This is a genomic window from Leptothoe kymatousa TAU-MAC 1615, assembly GCF_018739865.1.
GTDB classification, from domain to species: Bacteria; Cyanobacteriota; Cyanobacteriia; order Phormidesmidales; family Phormidesmidaceae; genus Leptothoe; species Leptothoe kymatousa.
Genome location: NZ_JADOER010000004.1, coordinates 830225 through 848762, shown reverse-complemented (window position 1 = coordinate 848762; position 18538 = coordinate 830225). Strand labels below are relative to the sequence as shown.

Genomic DNA, 18538 nt, shown 5'->3' with positions numbered 1-18538 from the left:
TGTTAGATAAATCACACCGGATTCAATATTTTCATAAAGTTGACATTTCATCACCAAAAAGATTTAATAGAACAGTTGCAGCTATCTTCATGTTCTAGAAAAATAGCGTAAAGCATTGGTTTCAGGGTGGTTAGATAAGATTACGAATTTACTGTTGTCCGTGTTCTTGCAACTTTAATTTGCATCTTATTGTTCCTTTTAGGCTAGTTGAGCTCTGTTGATACCATCGAAGTCCAGAGCAGTTTATGAAGCAGAAAGATTTTCTAGCACCCCAAAAGCGCCATTATTCGCCAGTTTTTGTTGATTAAGTTAGGGCATAGCGTCGCAAACTTAATAAGCGCTCTATATCATTGGCTAATTTTGGCAAAACAAACCAGCTTAAATATGGTTGACATCATATTTTTAGCGGGATAGTTGTTGTAAGCTGAATGCTAAAAATAGCTAAAATCTAAGGATTTACTATTTTTAAGTCCATGATAGCCAGCATATGAATTATTTCTAAGTATAGATAGGTATATTAGCCTTTATATAGAAATAGCTTATATGTTGATATTTAATCGCATAGGCATTACTGACTAAACCAACCACTCTCTTTTTTATTCAGTGAGTGAGAACAATCTCGTTTCTGACGTAGGGAACAAGACAATCTATTCAACCTTAGGAGCTGCAACAAGCTTATATATGCAGCAATGCATTAGAAAGTTTGCCTGCCACATTGGGGCTTGATGGCTCAATGGTTTTAGCCAAGATTGTCCTATAACAAAGGCGACCAACGCTGTCAGTATCTAGATTCAGCAGCGTTCGCTGTGCAAATTGGGCTGCCAACCAGAAAATCTACATAGTAACCGCATTTCCCATAGCAGGAAATCTTAAAACTCACACCCAAGGGGCATCTCCGCCATTTGAAAACAATCAGATTACGGAGTAACAGCACTAATATGAATACGACACATGCGGGTATGGCCCATAGCGACGATCCTGCCAAAATGAAAGAGCATTCTGCTCTGATGGATTTGTTGCCCAAGGACCAAGCCACCCACATTGCGATTAATAACGGCCCATGGTTTGATGCCAGCACCTGGAAAGACGGCAACATTCCAGATAATGGTGCCCATGTGATGATTTCAGAGGGCGTTCAGGTTCTCTACGACAGTGAAAGCGATGCCCGCCTCAAAACTGTTCGCCTCGATGGCACCCTCACCTTTGCCCACAATCAAAACACCAAAATGGTGGTTGATACCTTTGTGGAGATGCCGCAGGGCACCCTCAATATAGGAACAGAAGAGAATCCCATTGAGGCAGATAAAACAGCTCAAATTATCATTGCCAACGAAGGTAAGATCGATACCAGTTGGGATCCCACCCAACTCAGTCGCGGGGTAATTACCCACGGCAAAGTTAACATCTATGGAGCTGAGAAAACTGACTTCATTGCCTTGGCCCAAGATGCCGAAGCAGGTGACAGTGAGCTTATCCTTAAAGGCAACCCCACCGGTTGGGCAGTGGGCGACCAACTGGTACTTGGAGGAACTAGCTATGGACCGAACGGCAACGATGACGACAATAGCCGCTTTCGGGATGAGGTATTAACAATTACCGAAATTAACGGTAATCGAGTCAAGTTCACCAACGACAACATTACCCAGGGAAATAATACCGTTCTACGATTTGACCATGTACGGCCTGATATTGCAGAAAAGGACCAGCTAAAACTTTATGTAGCCAACACTAGCCGCAACGTAGTAATCGAAAGTGAAGACGGTGCTGACACGCCGACTCTGCAACGGGGGCATGTCATGTTCATGCACAATCCCGACGTGCAGGTGCACAATGCCGGTTTCTATAATTTGGGCCGCACCGATAAAACTAAACTGATCGACGATATCGGCCAAAACGTAGATGGCTCAAGTGGCTCTGGCACAAACGTTCGGGGTCGCTACGCCCTACATGTGCATCGCACCGGGGCTGACGATGTGAATGGCCTAGCGGCGGTGCTAGAAGGTAATGCGGTTGTGGGTTCCCCAGGTTGGGGCATTGCCCACCACGATAGCAACGCCATTATCAAAGACAACGTTGTCTTTGATGTCGCGGGTAGCGGCATTGCGGCTGAAGCTGGAAATGAACTGGGCCGATGGGAAAATAACATCGTTATTAAAACCACGGGAATTCCCTCGGGAGTGGCCCAACAGCAGGAAAATAACCGCGCTAACAAGTTTGATTTTGGCTTTCGTGGTGAAGGATATTGGTTGCAGGGTGCTGCCCAGATTGTCATGGAGGACAATGTCGCCATCAGTACCAATGATGCCGGTCTCACCATTTTCGGCGATAGTCTTAATCCCCAAGATCATTTCCGGGAAAAAGAAACTATTCAGGTAAAAAATCTATTTACCAATGAGCGCGATCAGGTGGCTCAGCCAGGGCAGCAAGAAATCGACGTTACCGATGCGCCCCTGAGCCCCAAAACTGGCTTTGAAAGCTATAACACCCAAACTGGAATGAGGGTTTGGGGGGTGATGACTAACCTGGATGGAAACCTAGAGTTCAGCAGCCCCGGGCCCCAAACGGCACACCAAGTGCGCGGTCTCATTGATGACTTTACCCTTTGGGGCACGCGCTGGGAAGGCCTAACCGTTACTTACAATAGTAATCTTGATTTTGAGAATGGTCTGGTTGTAGGCAATGTTGATAGCCCTAGTGGGGGGAGTGGCATTTTCCATAACCATGCCACGTTTAGTACTAACTACAAAAACCTCAATGTCCAAGGGTTTAATCGAGGTGTTCAAATAGAGTTCCTAGACGAGGAAAGAGACTTTACCCAGTCTTCCATTACTGATAGTAAGTTTAGTAATAACACCTATAACATCACCAAATTTGGTGGCAACATTGGTGGCAACATTGGTGATGCTGACGGCGATGAGTTCTTGGAAGCCTTTGCCATTAAAAACACCACCTTTGATCAAAAAAGTGGCAACAAAGCTCCCGTTGCTGATTTTAAGGTGAGTGCAGTAGGCGGGCTTGCCGTTAACTTTGATGGCGGTGATTCTCAAGATAGTGATCCATTCAAGCTCAATGGCAATGCCTCGGCGTATCCGTCCAATAGCAAAGGTATTTCAATTTATGGTTGGGACTTTGATAATGATGGGAATATTGATGCCTTTGGTCGTCAGGTAACCCACCAATTTAACCAAGCAGGCACCCACGAGGTCGCGCTGCAAGTTTTGGATAACCAGGGTGCAGCCCACACCTTAACCAAGACGATCACCGTTGAACCAACGGCATATGCAAATGCATTTAAGGATGGTGAGTTTAACAGTTCTGGGCAATATTTGGAAATCTGGAAAGGGAATAGCCGGTGGGCTGATGAGGGCTGGCTAGCGACTGACGCCGTCAGTCGTAGTAATGGCCAAGCCGTACTTTCAAAAGTAGGCGTCGGCCAAGGAAAACTTGCCCAGGTCGTGGAGAATAAGGGGATTCACAAAGGAGAGCAAACCCTGAGTTTTGATCTCACTAATAAGGAAGGGAGTAATCAGTCCTGGCAGTTTAATGAGGTCAAGGTTTCTCTCTGGGGAGTTGATGGACAATTTAACAATAATCCCTGGGAAGATATTGGTCCTGAACAGGTTGGTACGCTACCCATGTCCAGTGAGCTACTGTATGCAGACGTGTTTGGGGGTGAAGATGGCGAGTTCTTTGATTCGCAGACCTTAAGCAAAACCGTTGATTTGGGCGATGGCTATCAATTTTTAATGTTCCGTGTGGACGCAACTGGAATAGATAATAACGGGGATGCTGTGGCGATTGATAATGTCCAACTGGGTGGTGATTACCAGGGCAGTACCCCCACGCCTGCACCCGAGCCCACGCCCGCACCGACTCCTGAGCCTACTCCCGAGCCTGCACCCGAGCCCACCCCTGAGCCCACGCCCACGCCCGCTCCGACTCCTGAGCCCGCTCCTGAACCCACGCCCGCTCCTACTCCTGAGCCTGTGCCCGAGCCCACGCCCGCTCCGACTCCTGAGCCTGCTCCTACCGATACTGTTATTGGTGAGTATGATACTTTGCGAATTAATCATCAATGGCAAACAGTCTCTCTAGATTATGACTACGATAATCCGGTGGTGATTGTGTCGGATCCTAGTTTGAGAGGGAAAGACCCGGCGGTTGTTCGCATTAAGAACGTGACTGATGACACGTTTCAACTGCGCCTACAGGAACCCACCTATAAGGACGGGCGACATACCAAAGAATCTGTTTCTTACATTGTTATGGAAGCGGGAGACTGGAACCTTGCCAACGGTGGGCGCATCTCTGCGGGCACCCATACGTCGAATAAATTGACGTCCAATGGGTTTGATGCGATCGCGCTGGATAATTTTGGCAATGCGCCCACAGTCCTTTCCCAGGTGCAAACCACCAATGATGGAGACTGGGTAACCACTCGGGTGAGAAATCAGACTAACAGCGGCTTCCAATTGGCTATGCAAGAGGAAGAAGCCCTAAATGAAGGCGAACATGACAAAGAAACCATTGGCTGGTTAGCCTTGGGCAATGGCTTTGATGGGGATAGCATCTTACAGGGAGGCATGACGGATCGCTCTGTGGGTAAAAAGCCCACATTCATACAATTTGACGAGGCCTTTGAAACAGCACCATCGGTAATTGCCAAACTAGGTTCTTTTTATGACGCCGACATCGCCAACGTGCGCATAGACAGTATCGACAATATGGGCTTCGGGGCCAAAGTGGCCGAGGAGAGATCCTTAGATAGGGAACTGGGTCATGCCAATGAATCCATTGCCTTTCTGGCCCTCGAAGGCACATCCGGCACATTGACCGGCGTTAGCGTCTAGGCTGTAGCTCATACCATAGGGGGCAATCTCCCCTTATGGTATGAACTCTCTCACCAGGATAATCAACCGATGGGGCCTTTAGGGAGGCTTGATCGGTTACCCCGATTAATTCTCCCCCTTCACGTGTTCATCCAACCATTCCACCATTTCCCACAGCACATGGCCCACCGCCTCCCGCGACCGATAGCCGTGGCCTTCGGCCGGTAGTGACACATAGCGCACCGTTCCGCCTAAGCCCTTCATGGCTTCATAGAGCCGCTCGGACTGAATGGGAAAGGTGCCCGAATTGTTGTCTTCCGCACCGTGGATAAGCAATAGGGGCTCGTTGATTTTCTCCGCCGCAATAAACGGCGACATTTTCAAATAGGTTTCCGGGGTTTCCCAAAAATTACGCTGTTCCCCTTGGAAGCCAAAGGGAGTCAGGGTGCGGTTGTAGGCCCCGCTGCGGGCAATGCCCGCCTGGAACAGGTCACTGTGGGCCAGCAAATTGGCCGTTGTAAATGCCCCGTAGGAATGGCCGCCAATGGCTAGGCGAGACCCATCACTCACCCCGCGCTCCACCAGATAGTTCACAGCCGCCTCCGCACTGGCCACCAGCTGCTCAATATAGGTGTCATTCGGTTCAGCATCCCCTTCGCCAATAATGGGCATGGTGGGGCCACTGAGCACGGCATAGCCTTGGGTTAGCAAAAAGAGAACAGAATCTCGGCCGGGCCGGGTAAAGGTATGTTCCGGACGGGTGTTTTGGCTGGCAACCTCACGGTCCTTAAATTCTTGCGGATAGACCCATAGCAGCGTCGGCAGGGTACCATCCTGGTCGGGATTGTAGCCCGGTGGCAAATATAGGGTGGCCGTTAAGGTGACCCCATCGGCCCGGGAATAGCGCACAATCTCTTTTTGCACATTGGCATACCAGGGTAGGGGATCGGCAAAGTTAGTCAGCGTCGTCTCTGCTTCACGGGCCAAATCGAGCTGGTAATAGTTACCGGGCATGCTCGGAGACTGTCGCCGCACAATCAGCGATTGCGCACCATTATCCAGCACCCGCGTGACGCGGCTAAAGCTGTCGCCCGCGGCCTGCCACAGCCGCTCCGTTTCCAAATCCGACAGATGCAACCGATCTAGGAACGGAAATACCCCCTCCGGCGAGGCCCCATCTCCACTTAGGTAGATGCTGTCGTTGGCCTCGTTCAACATCAGCACCGAACGGCCATAGGGGCCGGGCTGGGTGACCGGCTGGCCAGGGTTGGCATAGGCATCTTGAAAGTCTCGTTCACTGAGGAGAATGGGAGCGGCAGTGGGCTCATCAGGAGACATGGCCCAGTTTTTTACCTGCCGGGTGTCGTACCAAGCCTCTGTTGCGATCGCAATATTCCCATTGCCCCAAATCATCCCCCGAAAACGCAGGGTACTCCGCCAAATTTCCCTAGGGTCGCCATCAAAGGGAGCGGCCAGGGTATAAACGGCATCACGATGCTCGGCGGCCACACTGGCATCCCCGTCATCCAACGCTTCTGCCCAGTAAAGCGTAGCCGGTTGATCGGCACGCCACCGAATGCCGCGCTTGCCCCGGCGCACAGAATCAAACGCAATGGGCACATCATCGGCGAGGGGCAAATCCACCAGTTCGTGTATCACCTCTCCCTGGCGGTTAAGCACCTCGTAGCGTACGGGAAAGCGGGAAAGCGGCACCTGATAGGAGAACGGACGGTGCACGGTGGAGCGCAACAGCCACTGGCCATCTGGCGACACGGTGACATTGCGAATCAGGCTGGGATTATCTAAAAGCGTAATCTCTCCGTCGAGGCTAATGTGGGCCAGCTGGGAAGAAAAATAGTACTCCAGGAGGGCCTCATCGTGGGGGCTGGCCAACAGATTGGTATAGGTGCGGTTAGCGGCCACCCGGCCCTGGCTGCTCTCAATCACGGGGCCTAGGGGCACCGTCGGTTCTGCCGGTGGCTGGCCCACCCCTTGGGGCCGCACCTTACACACCAGCCCCTCATTTTCCCCCGGTAGCCAGCGACAGGGGGTGCCATACACCCCATTCAGCATGGGGCCAGTGAGGGGCTTCGCCTTCGCCGCGGCCACATCGAGCACCCATAGCTCAATGCCATCGGCCTGGGTGAGGGTAAAGGCTAGATAACGACTATCGTAGGACCACCGCAGGTTACGGATGCGGGCCTCTGGGGGTAAATAGATGGGGGTGCTGTCGGTGGCCCCCAGTGTGCGCACTGAAATGCCGGTGTAGAACCCCTCCTGGGCAGGTCCCCAGGTTTTCGGGTTGAGTTTCGTACCTGCGATCGCAACCCAGGGTTGAGCCAGCTCCGAAATGGGGGGCAACGACCGTCGCTCAAACTCCAGCAGCCATTGGCTATCCGGCGATATAGAAACGGCTGGCAGCGGGTCCACATCCAACATAGACACAATCGGTTCCGGCGGATTTTGCCATGTCGATTGGGTCGGCGGAGTCTGGGCGGAGGCAGGCATAGTCATCAGGGGGAAAACAACAAGCAACAGCAATCGGCGCAGCATAACGTCTTTTAGAACATCTTTAGAGCTAGAACCTAAAAATTAGAGACTGCCCGTTCGTAACGATTCATCGGTCATCAACGGTCAAAACTCAACATCAGAAACCGGCGTGCGTTTTCCCAGAGAGTCAACGTTGCACCTTATCCTAACGGACGCCTAGACTTTTGGACCCACCCGTCCCAGACATAGAATAATGGATGCCATAGAAGATACAAATTTAGAAGATAAAATATTGAGCGCCATCAACAAGTTCAAAAAGAACCTGGTGGCTGGTGAGCCCCACAGCTCAACCAAATATGGCCCCTTGATATCGCCCCAGGCTTTTGACGTTGGCACTACACATGGCCCCTGGCTCTATCGTCCCAGGCTATTCGACGTTGGCACTACACCGTCGAAAGTAGCTTTTGAAAATATAGCGATCGCGGCCCTGGCGTTTGGCCTCATATAGGGCCTGGTCGGCCTGGTCCACCAACGCTTTCCAGGAGCTTTCGGGCAATGGCACAATGGTGGCAATGCCAAGGCTGACGGTGACCAGGTCGTTGACGTCGGACTGGGCGTGGGGAATCGCTAGGCCATGGATTGCCCGCTGGATGGTTTGTGCGATCGCAACGGCCCCATATTCATTCGTATTGGGTAACACCACCGCAAACTCTTCTCCACCATATCGAGCCACAAAACCAGCCTCGCCCTGGAGACTCCTTTGGACCGATTGGGCAATTTCATACAAACAACTGTCGCCCGCCAAATGGCCATAGTAGTCGTTATAAAGCTTAAAATAATCCACATCAAATAAAATCACAGACAGGGGGCAGGCCGCGTGCTGCTGCTGCCGCCATTCCTGGTCAAGCTGTTGGTCCAAAAACCGACGATTAAAAATTTGAGTTAATTCGTCAACGGTGGCCAGCCGATATAACCTTTGATTTTCCGCTTCCAGCGATTGCTTTAACACCTCTTGGCCGTGCAGGCTTTGCCGTAGCTGGTGGTTGGCCCGGCGTAGCTGCACATTTTGAATGCTCGTCCGCAGCATATTACTGGCGGGATGATTCGCCAAAAATTGTCTCAGGCCCAATAAATATAGGGTCAAGGTGAACAACAATAGCCAATACATCCACTTACCAAGGGTGATATGACTAATGGCAGGAACAACTTTTAGCAAAACATAGGCACCCACGAATCCGACAATGATTGAACTAATCCTAGATTCCATTAGCCTTGCCCGCTTTGGAACAAAGGTTTGGCATAGGCGCTGTAGGCGAAACAAAAAACTCACTGGATGCAGCTCAATCTTGTTAATCATCATCGTGCTCTTCGGTGTTGAAAATGACTACAAACTAAAAGAGAAAATTCCAAAAGAATTCATAAAAAGACTCTGAAACAACTTTCATTCTGTTATGGTGGAACAAATAGTAACTATTAGTAACCACTGACCAACAAAAGCTTTTATAACTCAGCCTGTTCCATCGAGGAAAAGGCACATACAACAACTTTTATTTCTTTATCCAACCGAGACATACCCCTACGAAATCATACGGAGCCTATCTAGTTGAAAGTCTAGGTATGGGGCGGGCAAACCCCGCATACCATTAGCGGAATGTATGATTTTTTACCTCACAATTCAGTAAACTCCATTTAGTTTGGAGTCTGTGTGATCGATGTCAACCGTTGATTGTTTTAGTTTTTTTGTTGCTTAGGTCAGCTAAAACGCTTACTTTCAATACGGTTCAACGGCTGCGGACTTTTGAACATATCAAAAAAGATAAATGCAAGGTGATGCAGGTCCACGGGTGTGATGAGATTCACGTAATCGTTGTATTCTCGTGCTTGGGGCGCTGCTGCGAGCAAACCGTTCGACTGTGATGACATGATTTCTCTTAACCTATCTAAGGCACAAGCGCTGGTATTGTTTGATTTTTTAACACGATTTAGTAAGCGGGACCGGTTAGCTATTGAATGTGGGGCGGAACGGCGGGTGCTGTGGGATATGTTGGCTGATTTAGAAAGGGTTTTGGTAGAGCCGTTGGGGGCTGATTATGGGCAACGGTTGCAGGAGGCGCGGGAGCAGGTTGGTGGTGAGGAATAGTTAGGCTTTTCTCCTAATATTGAGCCGCCCTTTCGTTCTTCAATTATGGTGGAGGCCAGCAGAAACAATCTCTCCCTCGCCCCTGGGCTCTGCCCAGCGCGAAACAACGGGTGGCTCTGCCACCGGGTCAGGAGGCAGGAGCCTCAGTGGGGGGGGCTCAGCCAGAGAAATAGTTAGGCTTTTCTCCTAATATCGAGTCCATCCTTTCGTCCTTCAATTTTGGTGGAGACCAGCAGAAAGGTAGGTTGGGTTGAACTCGCTGAAACCCAACAATGCCAATTTTTTGGGGTTAAAATGTTGGGTTAGCAAAATTGTTGATCAGGATTCAAAGATTTTGACAATGTGCAACCCAACCTACAACAATCTCTCCCTCGCCACTGGGCTCTGCCCAGCGCGAAACAACGGGTGGCTCTGCCACCGGGCCAGGAGGCAGGAGCCTCAGTGGGGGGGGTGCTCAGCCAGAGAAATAGTTAGGCTTTTCTCCTAATATCGAGTCCCTCCTTTCGTCCTTCAATTTTGGTGGAGACCAGCAGAAAGGTAGGTTGGGTTGAACTCGCTGAAACCCAACAATGCCAATTTTTGGGTTTAAAATGTTGGGTCAGCAAAATTGTTGATCAGGATTCAAACATTTTGACAATGTGCAACCCAACCTACAACAATCTCTCCCTCGCCTCTGGGCTCTGCCCAGCGCGAAATAACGGGTGGTTCTGCCACCGGGTCCAGGAGGCAGGAGCCTCAGTGGGGGTGCTCAGCCAGAGAAATAGTTAGGCTTTTCTCCTAATATCGAGTCCCTCCTTTCGTCCTTCAATTTTGGTGGAGACCAGCAGAAAGGTAGGTTGGATTGAACTCGCTGAAACCCAACAATGCCATTTTTTTGGGGTTAAAATGTTGGGTTAGCAAAATTGTTGATCAGGATTCAAACATTTTGACAATGTGCAACCCAACCTACAACTGTTCAATCATGGCTCGTTTCCGCTCAGATTCCATAAGTCTGAAGCTTTTTTTGCCACGGCCAGCTCCATCGTTAGACGTCCCACCATGCGTTCTAATTCTGCGATTCGTTCGGCTGATTCATTCCCACTTCCATTGCCTCTAAACGCTAAATGCGCCTGTTTTAGAAATTCATTGCGCCAACGATTGATCACCGACGTATGCACTTTATGGGCGCGACTCGCTTCACTGACACTCCGTTCGCCACGGATGATCTCCAGCACGACTTTGGCCTTAAATTCGCTACTGTAGTTTCGGTGTTTACTCGCCATATTCCTTACCCCTATTGGACTCCAGATTACGCTCTTTCAGGCCTGTCCTATTTTGGGGGGGCACTACACAGCTTATAATCCTGACTACAATGAAAGAGAGATGCAAGATCTTGGTTTGTTTGATTATATTCCTAGGCTTAAAGCGCGAGTGAAAGCCACTTCGCTTGATGCGCTGAAATTCTACTTGAGAAGTATATACGTTTATCCTAGGAAGGTGGCCTCGAGGAGCACTCATAGCGTATTTCATTTTAGATTTTCGGTGGTCATTTTTCTCCCAACCTACTTTTTTAAGAAAAAATTTCTCTACTTTCTCAGAATACTTATAATTTGTCTTGCCGCTGCAGTTCAGGTAAATTTCCTGTTGCACACTAAAGCCATAACGTCCACCACTGAACTTAAGCCATAACTGATCAATGAGCTGTAAGTCTTCACAGGAAAAGGCTTTGATATCATTCACATCCAAATAGCCCCGGCTCTTACAATTGGCTACCCCCAGCATTATGTTTTCCGTTTCCCTATCTGCTTCTTGCCAACGGGCATTAGCCAGATAGTTAATCAAATTTGCATAGCGAGAATTTACCTGCTCTCGAACAACGCATAACTTATCGTCAGGGTCATCAAAAAATGGTCGGTAATGATATATTCTTGCATCCGCAGCCAACTCTGTTTGGGTACTCAACCACCCACAAAACCATTGAGCATCTACATCAGAAATATTCTGCACAGGCTGATCACCTTGTTTGAGATAATCGATAGTCTGTTCTGTTGCGTAAGAATGAAACTGCTTTGACCGTTGATCCTCTAAAAACAAACCATATTCGGCCAAGGTAATCGGTTCAGAAGTCACTAACTTGCCATCTTGCAATGTTAGTTTACTAAACCGCTGCTCTAGTTTTACCCGCGCATTTGCTTGTGCCCCCAAGTCAGCTTTAGCTAACTGACTCACTAGCATTTCTTTCACAGCTGCTTGAGTTTTTGATCGCTCCTCAATCACTACCCGACGAGCAAATTTAAGCTTCTCTGGAGTAGGATTATCTAAAATAGCCAAAATAAATGGTGTAGCCTCAGTTATCGCAGTATAGAAACTAATCACCTCACGCCAGTCAGAGTTATCCAACCGCCGCAATAAATAATCTTTTGAATACTGTTCAAAAATTTCTAGCGCTGTTAAATATTCCTGAAAGGTTTTGTGTGTAAACTCGTAGAGGCCTCCTTCTTCTCCTGTCAACAGTCCTGCAATAGTTTGAATTTCCTTGAGAAAATTTTGAGGTTTGATCGGTTTTGGTAGCTGTACCTTGGCTAATCTGTAATAAATCCACTCACTGCCCTGCTTTGGCGTAAATTTCTCCTGTCCTGCCTTGGTCAGGCTAAATGCTAGCTGCTGTAGCACTGGCTGGCTCTCTTCTACAGAGGTCACTGTTAGCTGCGTCTCTCGACGATAGGGCCGATTCTCCAGCAGCAGGTCAAACATCTTTTTGTAAAGCTTCACCCGTTTGTCCGGCAAATATTCAAACGCCTCGTAGGTAGCGGCAATTATAGTAACCAGCAGCGGATTTTTCGCTAAATCATTCAGAGCTGGGGTGCGTACAATGTGCCCCATCAGTTCTCTCGCAGCATGGATGGCTTCAGCCTCACACTGTTCCCGAGCCTGAGTTTCTGAAAGTTGTTGTTCCGCTGACCGTTTTTTACTCCGCTCCCACAGAGTCTCCCACTTTTTGTGCCACAGCACCGTCCGATACCACTTATTGATAAAGACTTCCTTGTCCTTTACCGTAAAGTCCAAAATACCCACACGGGCAATACCCTGGAACAAGCTACTGTCATACCCATGGGGCCGAGATGTGAGAATAAACTGGCTAGGATACGCCTGCATTTGCCAGTTCACCCATCTACTCACCAGTTCTCGTCGGGCATTGGGCACTTCATCCAGCCCGTCCAACATTACCAAGCACTTTCCCTGGTCTAACCGCTGCTTAAACCACTGGACCGATACCTCCAGATCCTGACAGCGCGGTAGCCTACCCACCTGGTCCAAGATTAGTTCTGGTAACGATGGCGTCTGGGCATCTTGAATCTGCCCATGCATCGCCCGAAACAGTAGCAAAATCGGCAGTCGATCCGCCGCGCCAAACCCACGATGGGACTGGTCGGCATAGTTCAGTGTCAAATAGCGAGTCAGCGTGGTTTTGCCATAGCCCGGATCGGCAATAATCGCTAACCGTCGATAGCGTTCATTCACCAGCTCCTTATGTTTGGGCAATAGCTCCCAAATACGCTTGATGGAATCCGAATCAGCTGAATTATTCGGGGCAGAATCTAACCGAATCGGGACAAAAATTTCCTTGAGTTCTAAAGGAGGCAGATCCGCCTTAAATCCTTCTACCTCAAGGGCATAGCAATATGCCTGCAATGCTTTGAGATATTTGGCATCAATACCAGACCAATTTTCTATGGTACTGCTGGCTCCTATAGTTACTGCCGTGCCTGTTTTCTTACCTAACTTATGTACCCATTCTTTGATCGGAACCATTAGCCCCTGACCAAAGCTCGTAATCAGGCTGGTAGTTAGGGAAATGCCAAAGGATATGGCCGCCTTAGGAATGTCTTCCAGGTAAAGATTGTAAAGACCATAGCCACCACCACCCAGCACCAAAAATTTAGTCGCAGCATCAGCAAGCTTTTCTTCTAAAGACTTATCCGGTGGCTCATTTCCAGAAGACATGGGGCATGGCTATAAAATCACGCCCCCATTCTAATCAAGTTGCCTCAATTCCGCGATAAAGCTCAGCCACACCAAATTCCAACCCAATAATGGTCAAAACAACCAAATCATCCAGCTCATAAACCACCGTCTCCCAATCCCCCGCCATAGAGCGCCGCCGACACTCCAACCGCCGATGCTCCTGAGAAATCAAAACGTACTCTTCCAGAGAATCCAGCAATTGATAATCCTTAAACTTATCGCCACAGTCAAATGCCTCAGTGCTGGGGGATAACACTTCAACAATCAGCTTTGGATAACGCTTAATGTAGCGATCCTCCCGATCGCGCACATCACACGTAACAAACGCATCAGGGTGATAAAAAAACTGGTGTTGCTGATCCCCGATAGGGTTTTGTATGTGTTTTTTGGTCTGGATGCGTGACCTGTGGATCGCTTTATCCTCTAAATCAGCAACAGCATCAAACTCATCCAAATAGTTAACCTTTACATTGCCCGCATGAAACCGACAGCCCGACGCATCGCCCAGGTGATTGTCAATCAGCTTAAGCAGATTAAACGCAATTCGCTCATGATTATCCGACCCGCCAGCCATGGCATACACCAGCCCCCGCTGGTACTCATGGCGAATGGAACTTTGGCTTTCCAAAGCAAGATAGTCTTCAGGACCAATGTAATGGGGGATGGCAATCATAGCCGCTATCTTTGCAGAACAAACCTTGGACCGTATGCAGTGCCTTAAGCACTAAGCTCCCCCCTATTCTAATCAATTCGCAGTTTCTATTCGACACAGATAATAAAGCCATAGATCCCGACCCATAATCGCCGCATCCATATCCGCGATGCTCTCCGTACTTTGCCATGGGTAAATCTCCACCTGACTAAAATCCTGAGACAGCTGTTCCACCTGTTGCGCCGCTCGGATGTAGTAAGTGTCCAACCGAAAATTGTGAGACTCATCCCGCACAATCAAATGTTGTGATGTGGCCAATAGTTGCCGCGTCATGGGTCGATTAAACAACCAAAACAACCCTAGCATCACCAGGTTCTCATAGGTCTTCAGCGGATTGGGAGCAATCTGTTTTTGCCAGGTCATTTCCCTTTCTAGCGCCTGCAGGTTGTGGCTAGAAAAGAAAAAATAACATCCTTGTTTCCCCACCCGCTTAATCTCTTGCAAAATCCGTAGCCGATCGCCATGGGACACATAGTCAATGCCATTAAAGCTAAACAGAATAAAGTCAAAGGAGTTGTCCTCAAACTGGCTTAGATCACGAGCATCCGCCGTTTCAAACCGTGTAGCATAGCTACACGTGCTAAATCTCTTTTGGCAGGCTGTCACCATCTCAGCAGAGTAGTCAATGCCCACATACTGCTGCACTAGGGGGGCAAAATGCTGCGCCGTGCGACCACCGCCCACCCCCATATCCAACATTTTCATCGTCGGCAATTGGTGCCGCAGTCGCTCCAAAATATCGGCTTCTGCGGGCTGTAGGCGATTTAGTTGTGCATAATAGTTGACGATATCTGCGGCTGCGTAGGTTGTGGAGTTTCTGTCATCCATAAATGCCATTGTGGCTAAGTTCGCTGCTAAACACCCAGGGCACTCTTCCTTTGCGCACCGACAAGACACAGCCACCCCTTGCAAACAAGAAGATATGGCTGCGCCCATGGCTGTGCCCTAGAGTTCTCAAAAACCTAGGGCACAGGGCCAGCACAGGAAGTATTGCCGAATAATCGTTTGTGAATAAAGCAGTGATGAATCGTCGAAACTGTGTAAACGGGAGGCTAACTTAGCCTTCGTAGGCGTCCATGGGCAGACAGGAGCAGACGAGGTTGCGATCGCCATAGGCCTGGTCAATGCGATTCACCGTGGGCCAGAACTTGCGCTCCTTCGTCCAAGTTGTCGGATGCACCGCCTGTTCTCGGCTGTAGGGCCGCTCCCACTCGGCGGTTAGGTCCACCGTAGTGTGGGGCGCATTCACCAACGGGTTGTTGTCCTGGGGCAATGCGCCCGCTTCCACCTGGCGAATCTCTTCACGAATGGCAATCATGGCATCGCAGAAGCGATCCAGCTCCGCCAAGGATTCACTCTCGGTGGGCTCCACCATAATGGTGCCCGCCACCGGCCAGGACATGGTGGGCGGGTGAAAACCGTAGTCAATCATGCGCTTGGCGATGTCGTCCACATTCACATTGGCGGACTTTTTAAAGCCCCGCAGGTCCACAATGCATTCGTGGGCCACCAGTCCGGCATTGCCCTTGTAGAGAATGTCGTAGTGGCCCTCCAGGCGCTTGGCGATGTAGTTGGCGCTGAGGATGGCGGTTTCGGTGGCGTGGGTCAGCCCCTTGGCCCCCATCATTTGAATGTACATCCAGGAAATGGGCAGAATGCTGGCGCTTCCCCAGGGGGCAGCGGAGACCGCACCGACGGACTCTTCTGTGCCCAGGGTGGGTGTGAGGCTATGGCCGGGGAGGAAGGGCACCAAATGTTGTTGCACTCCAATGGGGCCAACGCCGGGACCGCCGCCGCCATGGGGAATGCAGAAGGTTTTGTGCAGGTTCAGGTGGCACACGTCAGCGCCAATGTCCCCTGGGCTGCACAGCCCCACCTGGGCATTCATATTGGCCCCGTCCATATACACCTGGCCGCCGTGCTGGTGGATCAGGGCACACACCTCGCGGATGGTGGCTTCAAACACACCGTGGGTGGAGGGGTAGGTGATCATCAGCGCCGCCAGGTTGTCGCTGTGCTTTTCGGCCTTGGCGGTGAGGTCGGCCACGTCGATGTTGCCGTCGTCGTCGCACTTAACGCCGACAACTTTCATCCCGGCCATGACGGCACTGGCGGGGTTGGTGCCGTGGGCGGACTGGGGAATCAGGCAAATGGTGCGGTGGGTGTCGCCGCGAGACTGGTGGTACTGGCGAATCACTAACAGTCCGGCATATTCCCCCTGGGACCCGGCGTTGGGCTGCAGGGAAATGCCAGCGAATCCCGTAATCTCCGAGAGCCAGGTTTCTAGCTGATTGAATAATTCCTGGTAGCCCTTGGTTTGGGAGAGGGGGGCGAAGGGGTGGATCTGGCCAAATTCGGGCCAGGTCACCGGCATCATTTCCGCCGTGGCGTTGAGCTTCATGGTGCAGGAACCGAGGGGAATCATGGCGGAGGCCAATGAAAGATCCTTCATTTGCAGCGCGTACATATAGCGCAGCATCTCGGTTTCGGAATGGTAGCGGTTAAAGACGGGATGGGTGAGGTAGTCGCTGGTGCGGATCAGGTCTGCTGGAATCACGGCCTCGGACTTGAGGCGCTCCATGGCGGGCAGGGGCAGGTCCCCGGCAAAGATTTTTAGCAGCTGCACCACGGCGTCCGGGGTGGTGGTTTCATCCAGGGAAATGCCGAGGGTGGTGGCGTCGATGCGGCGCAGGTTAAGGCCTTGGGTGAGGGCGCGATCGCAGATCACCCCAGCCTGGTCCCCCGCATCCACCGCCAAGGTGTCAAAGAATGGCGTTTCCGGCACGCCAAAGCCCAGCTTGCTCAGACCTTCCGCCAGCACCACCGTCAGCCGGTGTACCCGCGTGGCAATGGCCTTCAGCCCCGCCGGACCGTGGTACACCGCATACATACTGGCCATCACCGCCAGCAGCACCTGGGCAGTACAAATATTACTGGTGGCCGAGTCGCGGCGGATATGCTGCTCACGGGTTTGCAAGGTGAGTCTTAATGCCGGTCTGCCCTTGCTATCTTTAGACACACCCACCAAACGCCCCGGCAGCTTACGGGCATAGGCGGTCTTGGTGGCAAAGTAGGCCGCATGGGGACCGCCGTAGCCAAAGGGCACCCCAAATCGCTGGGTGTTACCCACGGCGATGTCCGCCCTCATCTCACCGGGGGCCTTGAGTAAGGTTAGGCTCAGCAAATCGGCAGCCACGGTCACCAGGGCACCGGCCCCGTGGGCAGCGGCGATCACCTCGGTGTAGTCATGGATTGCGCCAGTGCTGGCAGGGTACTGCAGCAGCAGGCCAAACAACGGCTGGCTAAAGTCCGGCGTTTCACCCACCACCACAGTGATGCCCAGGGGCAGGGCGCGGGTGCGGATTACCTCAATGGTTTGGGGATGGCAATGGGCCGATACCCAAAATGTCTTGGCTTTTTTGGCGTCTTTGTTTTTGCACACCCCCAGACTCAGGGTCATGGCTTCGGCGGCGGCGGTGCCCTCGTCTAGCAGCGAGGAGTTGGCAATTTCCAGCCCGGTGAGGTCGCTCACCATGGTCTGGTAGTTGAGCAGAGCTTCCAGACGACCCTGGGAAATTTCCGGCTGGTAGGGGGTGTACTGGGTATACCAGCCAGGATTTTCTAAAATATTGCGTTGGATGACGGGGGGCGTGATGCAGTTGTAATAGCCCAGGCCAATGTAGCTGGTAAGCACCTGGTTTTGGTCGGCGATTTCCCGAATGCTGGCGAGGGCATCATGTTCGTTCATGCCTTGCCCCAACTGCAAAGCCCCTGCCAAACGAATTTCTGCAGGCACGGCAGTGTCAATCAGTGCCCCCAGGGAATCGTACCCAAGCACCGACAGCATTTGCTCAATGTCAGCGTCAGTCAGGCCGATATGCCGCTGGGGAAAATCGTTGGGGGCAGAGAGCTCATGGACCCAGGTAGCGGGTGTGGACATCGACTCAGACTGTTCGTAGGACATCAAAACTCCAAAGTAATCCATCGATAGAACATTGCATCTGCCAGGTTATTCGGGATAACGGGCATCCCTCAAAGCCTTGATTGGCAAGGCTAACCCGACACACAATCGACGAATTTGCCGATTGCCTTAGCAGCAGTCAACGGAAAATGACCGTTACACATAAAGCAAAAACCATCAGAATATTTCTGATGGCTCTAGGTACTTATTCTTACCTATTTTCTTAAGGATTTCACTGGCAATTCCCCGAGCGTCCTTAAAAACAGCCCAGGATAAAGATCAAAACTCCTTAAACCACAAGGGTTTTAAGAAGTTTGGAGCCCATGAATCCTTCACTTGCTCAGAGTATTCTTCAGCCGTCGCTGACGACTATGACCCCTCGACCTGCTCGGAATATTCGC

At 50.8% G+C, this 18538-nt stretch carries 9 protein-coding genes; 2 read left to right on the top strand and 7 right to left on the bottom strand.

Annotation, left to right across the window (positions count from 1 at the left end; genetic code table 11):
* Positions 1 to 938: 938 nt before the first annotated feature.
* On the top strand, positions 939 to 4850 hold the full coding sequence (locus tag IXB28_RS05980; protein WP_215617621.1) for a G8 domain-containing protein: 3912 nt from the start codon (positions 939 to 941) through the stop codon (positions 4848 to 4850).
* 105 nt (positions 4851 to 4955) lie between these two features.
* On the opposite strand, the gene IXB28_RS05975 is transcribed toward IXB28_RS05980, so the two are convergent.
* Both IXB28_RS05975 and IXB28_RS05970 read right to left on the bottom strand, forming a co-directional pair.
* On the bottom strand, positions 4956 to 7337 hold the full coding sequence (locus IXB28_RS05975; protein ID WP_246559629.1) for an alpha/beta hydrolase family protein: 2382 nt from the start codon (positions 7335 to 7337) through the stop codon (positions 4956 to 4958).
* A gap of 409 nt (positions 7338 to 7746) precedes the next feature.
* Positions 7747 to 8679, bottom strand: a complete 933-nt coding sequence (locus tag IXB28_RS05970) for a diguanylate cyclase (protein ID WP_215617619.1) — start codon at positions 8677 to 8679, stop codon at positions 7747 to 7749.
* Between the two features lie 561 nt (positions 8680 to 9240).
* Between IXB28_RS05970 and IXB28_RS05965 the strand changes: the two genes are divergently transcribed.
* The gene (locus tag IXB28_RS05965) at positions 9241 to 9459 is read left to right on the top strand and encodes a hypothetical protein (protein ID WP_215617618.1); all 219 of its coding nucleotides are present in this window, start codon (positions 9241 to 9243) and stop codon (positions 9457 to 9459) included.
* A 959-nt stretch (positions 9460 to 10418) separates the two neighbouring features.
* On the opposite strand, the gene IXB28_RS05960 is transcribed toward IXB28_RS05965, so the two are convergent.
* From IXB28_RS05960 to gcvP, 5 genes are all read right to left on the bottom strand, one after another.
* Complete coding sequence (locus tag IXB28_RS05960; protein WP_215617617.1) at positions 10419 to 10721, bottom strand: transposase; 303 nt, start codon at positions 10719 to 10721, stop codon at positions 10419 to 10421.
* Positions 10711 to 13443: a GUN4 domain-containing protein gene (locus IXB28_RS05955; RefSeq protein WP_215617616.1), complete on the bottom strand. Its 2733-nt coding sequence runs from the start codon at positions 13441 to 13443 to the stop codon at positions 10711 to 10713. Before IXB28_RS05955 ends, IXB28_RS05960 begins: the two co-directional genes overlap by 11 nt.
* A gap of 34 nt (positions 13444 to 13477) precedes the next feature.
* On the bottom strand, positions 13478 to 14137 hold the full coding sequence (locus tag IXB28_RS05950; protein WP_215617615.1) for a Uma2 family endonuclease: 660 nt from the start codon (positions 14135 to 14137) through the stop codon (positions 13478 to 13480).
* Positions 14138 to 14209: 72 nt separating this feature from the next.
* Positions 14210 to 15004: a class I SAM-dependent methyltransferase gene (locus tag IXB28_RS05945; RefSeq protein ID WP_215617614.1), complete on the bottom strand. Its 795-nt coding sequence runs from the start codon at positions 15002 to 15004 to the stop codon at positions 14210 to 14212.
* Positions 15005 to 15233: 229 nt separating this feature from the next.
* Complete coding sequence (gene gcvP / locus IXB28_RS05940) at positions 15234 to 18140, bottom strand: aminomethyl-transferring glycine dehydrogenase (RefSeq protein ID WP_215617613.1); 2907 nt, start codon at positions 18138 to 18140, stop codon at positions 15234 to 15236.
* Positions 18141 to 18538 lie beyond the last annotated feature (398 nt).

Coding starts and splice junctions, on each gene's coding strand:
- IXB28_RS05945 (WP_215617614.1), bottom strand. CDS start 15,004: ATGGATGACAGAAACTCCACAACCTACGCAGCCGCAGATATCGTCAAC.
- gcvP (WP_215617613.1), bottom strand. CDS start 18,140: ATGTCCTACGAACAGTCTGAGTCGATGTCCACACCCGCTACCTGGGTC.
- IXB28_RS05975 (WP_246559629.1), bottom strand. CDS start 7,337: ATGCCTGCCTCCGCCCAGACTCCGCCGACCCAATCGACATGGCAAAAT.
- IXB28_RS05970 (WP_215617619.1), bottom strand. CDS start 8,679: ATGATGATTAACAAGATTGAGCTGCATCCAGTGAGTTTTTTGTTTCGC.
- IXB28_RS05950 (WP_215617615.1), bottom strand. CDS start 14,137: ATGATTGCCATCCCCCATTACATTGGTCCTGAAGACTATCTTGCTTTG.
- IXB28_RS05960 (WP_215617617.1), bottom strand. CDS start 10,721: ATGGCGAGTAAACACCGAAACTACAGTAGCGAATTTAAGGCCAAAGTC.
- IXB28_RS05965 (WP_215617618.1), top strand. CDS start 9,241: ATGATTTCTCTTAACCTATCTAAGGCACAAGCGCTGGTATTGTTTGAT.
- IXB28_RS05955 (WP_215617616.1), bottom strand. CDS start 13,443: ATGTCTTCTGGAAATGAGCCACCGGATAAGTCTTTAGAAGAAAAGCTT.
- IXB28_RS05980 (WP_215617621.1), top strand. CDS start 939: ATGAATACGACACATGCGGGTATGGCCCATAGCGACGATCCTGCCAAA.